We start from the raw sequence: 4008 nt of genomic DNA, 5'->3' as shown, positions 1-4008 counted from the left end.
CTGAAGTCCGCAGCATCTCGGGCGCAGAGGAGAGGTGTTGAGTGTGGTTCGTGAGGTGTTCGTGCCCACGTCGGGTTGGAGAGGTGGAGTGGAAGAGCGAGCCTGTTAGTTTTGATCGACCTGCTGCGGACTGAAGTCCGCGCTCCTTGGGCGCTGTGGCGTTCGGGGGATTGAGGTGAAAATACGATCATTGTCACTTTGAGACTTGCCTCTCGCTCTCGAATCGTAGGAGCATGAAACTATGAGTGATGGGTCTGGTCCGCATCCCAATCGAATGCCGCACCGTCCTGAAGTGCGGGAGACTGTGCGCCGTCAGCGGCTCGTTTCACTAAACCCGGTGCGTGAGGAGCAGATGGCTGGCTTCCATGGCTGGCAGGAACGTGGCTATGTGACGCATCGTGATGAGCCGGGCCTCACGCAGTTTGTGACCTTTCGTCTGGCAGACAGTTTTCCGGAGGAGTTGCGGGAGGAATGGGAAAAGGTGCTGCGCATTGAAGATGACCGTGAACGGCGCACGCAGCTCGAGGCGTGGCTCGATCTGGGGCATGGAGCCTGCCATCTGAAGGAGGAACGTTTTGCCCGAATGGTGGCGAACACGTTGCGAGAATTCGATGGCCGCCAGTATCGGCTGATCGCCTTCACCATCATGCCGAACCATGTGCATGTTCTGTTTCATGTGACGACGGTGTCCATGAAGAAGATTGTGCAGGGATGGAAGGGCAGCTCCTCAAGAGCCGCAAACCAAATGTTAGGAAGGTCTGGGCAGTCATTCTGGCAGGCTGACTATTGGGATACCTACATGCGTGATCCTGAGCATGAGGGGCTGACGGTTCGCTATCTCCGCAACAATCCCGTCAAAGCTGGGCTGGTGCGTGGTTGGCGGCAGTGGCCCTGGACGTATGTTTCCATGGGCGATGGCGGCTGAGGGACTCTGGAGCGCGGACTTTAGTCCGCAGCGGGTGGAACGCGGAGGAGAGGTGTTGGGGTGGGGGCTTGAGTCGTTCGTGTCGACGTCGGGTTGGAGGGGTGGATCGGAAGAGGGAGACTGTTTGTTTTGATCGACCTGCTGCGGACTTAAGTCCGCGCTCCTTGGGTCGTGCGGCGTTCGGAGTTGCTGATGGGGCGCGGACTTTTGTCTGCAGCATTACGGGCGAGTGGGAGAGGTGTGGGGTGGGGGCTTGAGTTGTTCGTGCTGACGTCGGGTTGAAGAGGTGAGTGGGAAGAGGGGACCCTTTTGTTTTGATCGACCTGCTGCGGATTGAAGTCCGCGCTCCTTTTGTGGTGTGGCCTGAAGGCAGTGACGGGCGGAAGTGCGCGCTCAGGGAAGAAATCAGAGGCCGGGGCTTTTTGGCGTTCGACTTCTCCGGGTAAAGCAGGCATGGAATCTGCGAGATGAATGCCTGTCTGCTCCCGAATGTGCCTTGTGGCGATGCCCGCCACAAAATCTCAAAGAGAGGCGGTCATACTTCGGTTTTTTCTAAGTTAGAGTTTGAAATTGAGCAATCGCAGAAGGCTGGAACCCACCGTATTCTGAACTGATGACTTCGACCCCTCCCACTAAAGCCCCCCTTGCTAGCACGCTGGCCAAAGATCTCACGGCCTCCTTGGTGGTCTTTCTTGTGGCACTGCCTCTCTGCCTGGGTGTGGCGCTGGCCTCGAACGCGCCGCTTTTCTCCGGGATTCTGGCGGGGATCGTGGGCGGCATCCTGGTGGGCATTCTCAGCGGCTCCCACACGAGTGTGGCGGGACCGGCGGCGGGCCTGACGGCCATCGTGGCGGCGCAGATCGGCAAGCTGGGGGCGTTTGAGACCTTTCTTCTGGCGGTGATGCTGGCGGGGGTGATCCAGATGGTGCTGGGCATCTGCCGGGCGGGCTTCATCGCGGCGTTCTTCCCCTCCAATGTGATCAAGGGGCTGCTGGCGGCGATCGGCACGATTTTGATTCTGAAGCAGATCCCGCACGTGATCGGTCATGACCCGGATCCTGAGGGTGACATGGCCTTCTCCCAGCCTGACCATGAGAACACGTTCACGGAGCTGTGGGCCTCCCTCTTCGACATCCAGGGTGGCGCGGCGATCGTGGGCCTCCTTTCCATCGTGCTGCTGGTGATGTGGGACAAGATTCCGAAGCTGAAGAAGAGCCCGATCCCGGCGCCGCTGGTGGTGGTGATCTTCGGCGTGGGGGTGAACCTGATCCTGCGCAGCCTGAAGAGCGGCCTGGAGATCAGCGCGAGCCATCTGGTGCAGGTGCCGGTGGCGGAAAATTTCAGTGCGTTCCTGGGGCAGCTGAGGTTTCCGGACTTCTCCCAGATCACGAACCCGGCGGTGCTGGGAGCGGCGGTGACGATCGCCATCGTGGCGAGCCTGGAGACGATGCTGAACCTGGACGCGGTGGACAAGATCGACCCTGAGCAGCGCACCTCGCCGCCTAACCGGGAGTTGTTTGCGCAGGGGGTGGGGAATGTGACGGCGGGCCTGATCGGCGGGCTGCCGATGACGAGCGTGATCGTGCGCAGCAGTGTGAACATCAACGCGGGTGCGAGGACGAAGCTGAGCGCCATCATGCATGGTGTGCTGCTCTTTGGCTGCGTGCTGCTGATGCCGAAGTGGCTGAACGAGATCCCGCTGTCCTCGCTGGCGGCCATCCTGCTCATGACGGGTCTGAAGCTGGCGAGCCCGAAGCTGGTAAGGCAGATGTGGTCCGAGGGGAAGAACCAGTTCCTGCCCTTCATCATCACGGTGGTGGCCATCGTGCTCACGGACCTGCTCATTGGCATCCTGATCGGCCTGGGCGTGGCGATCTGCTTCATCCTGCGGAGCAACATGCGCCGTCCGCTGCGCAAGGTGATGGAGCAGCATATCTCCGGTGATGTGCTGCGCATCGAGCTGGCGAACCAGGTGAGCTTTTTCAGCCGCGCCACTTTGGAGAAGACGCTGCGCGAGGTGCCGCGCGGCGGGCATGTGCACGTGGATGCGCGCAACACGACCTACATCGACGCGGACATCCTGGACCTGATCCAGGACTTCCAGAACAAGACGGCGGATGTGCACGGGGTGAAGCTGAGCCTCAGCGGCTTCAAGGACAAGTATGCGAACCTGGAGGACCGCATGCAGTTTGTGGACTACAGCAGCCGTGAGATGCAGCACGCGCTGACACCGCAGCGTGTGCTGGAGCTTTTCCGCGAGGGCAACCAGCGCTTCCGCGAGGGCCGGCAGCTGGTGCGTGATGTGGGCCGTCTGGTGGATGTGACGGCGCAGGGCCAGTTCCCCATGGCGGTGGTGCTGAGCTGCATCGACTCGCGCACGCCGGCGGAGCTGATCTTTGACCTGGGGCTGGGAGACATCTTCAGCGTGCGAATCGCGGGAAACATCGCCCGTGACAAGGTGCTGGGCAGCATGGAATACGCCTGCGCGGTGGCGGGGGCGAAGCTGATCCTGGTGATGGGCCACACCTCCTGCGGCGCGGTGAATGCGGCGGTGGACCTGCTGGCCGCGAACAAGAGCGCCAGCGAGGCGACGGGCTGTGTGAACCTGGACGGCCTGATCACGGAGATCCAGCAGTCTGTGGACAAGAGCACGCTGAAGTCCATCGAGGGCGGGAGCACCATCGAGAAGACGGTCTACGCGAATGAGGTGTCCCGCCGCAACGTGCTGCGCACGATGGCGAAGATCCAGGAGCGCAGCAGCACGCTGAACACGCTGATCAAGGATGGGAAGATCTCCATCGTGGGCGCGCTCTATGATGTGAACACGGGGGATGTGTCCTTCTTCCAGCCGGCGGAGTCCAACGTGGTGAAGCTGGACGTGCCGGCGGTGCCGATGTTCAGCGTTTGATGGCGCTTTTGGTTAGGTTGTTCTTTTGTTTTGCAGCATGCCGCTTTGCCTGAGATGGGCGGGGCGGCATGTTTTTTGTCGGCGGGGGAGAGGTTTTTGAACCGCTAATGAGACGCTCATTAGACGCTAATGACCAAACCAGGGATGAGTGCAGGCTGGATGCGGAAGGCGCGGA

General features: G+C 60.9%; 2 protein-coding genes. Both read left to right on the top strand.

All coding sequences use genetic code 11. From position 1 onward, the window contains the following. The first annotated feature begins 274 nt into the window (after positions 1-274). Positions 275-925 (top strand): transposase, encoded by a 651-nt coding sequence (locus tag BGE01nite_RS28615; protein ID WP_170267142.1) that lies wholly within the window; start codon positions 275-277, stop codon positions 923-925. Positions 926-1538: 613 nt separating this feature from the next. Then, positions 1539-3833: a bifunctional SulP family inorganic anion transporter/carbonic anhydrase gene (locus tag BGE01nite_RS28610; RefSeq protein ID WP_146856344.1), complete on the top strand. Its 2295-nt coding sequence runs from the start codon at positions 1539-1541 to the stop codon at positions 3831-3833. Positions 3834-4008: the final 175 nt, after the last annotated feature.

The organism is Prosthecobacter gellanilyticus (assembly GCF_007992435.1).
Taxonomy (GTDB): domain Bacteria; phylum Verrucomicrobiota; class Verrucomicrobiia; order Verrucomicrobiales; family Verrucomicrobiaceae; genus Prosthecobacter; species Prosthecobacter gellanilyticus.
Note: the sequence above shows the minus strand (reverse complement) of the source record. Positions and strands in the feature narration are given on the sequence as shown.

Coding starts and splice junctions, on each gene's coding strand:
- BGE01nite_RS28615 (WP_170267142.1), top strand. CDS start 275: ATGCCGCACCGTCCTGAAGTGCGGGAGACTGTGCGCCGTCAGCGGCTC.
- BGE01nite_RS28610 (WP_146856344.1), top strand. CDS start 1,539: ATGACTTCGACCCCTCCCACTAAAGCCCCCCTTGCTAGCACGCTGGCC.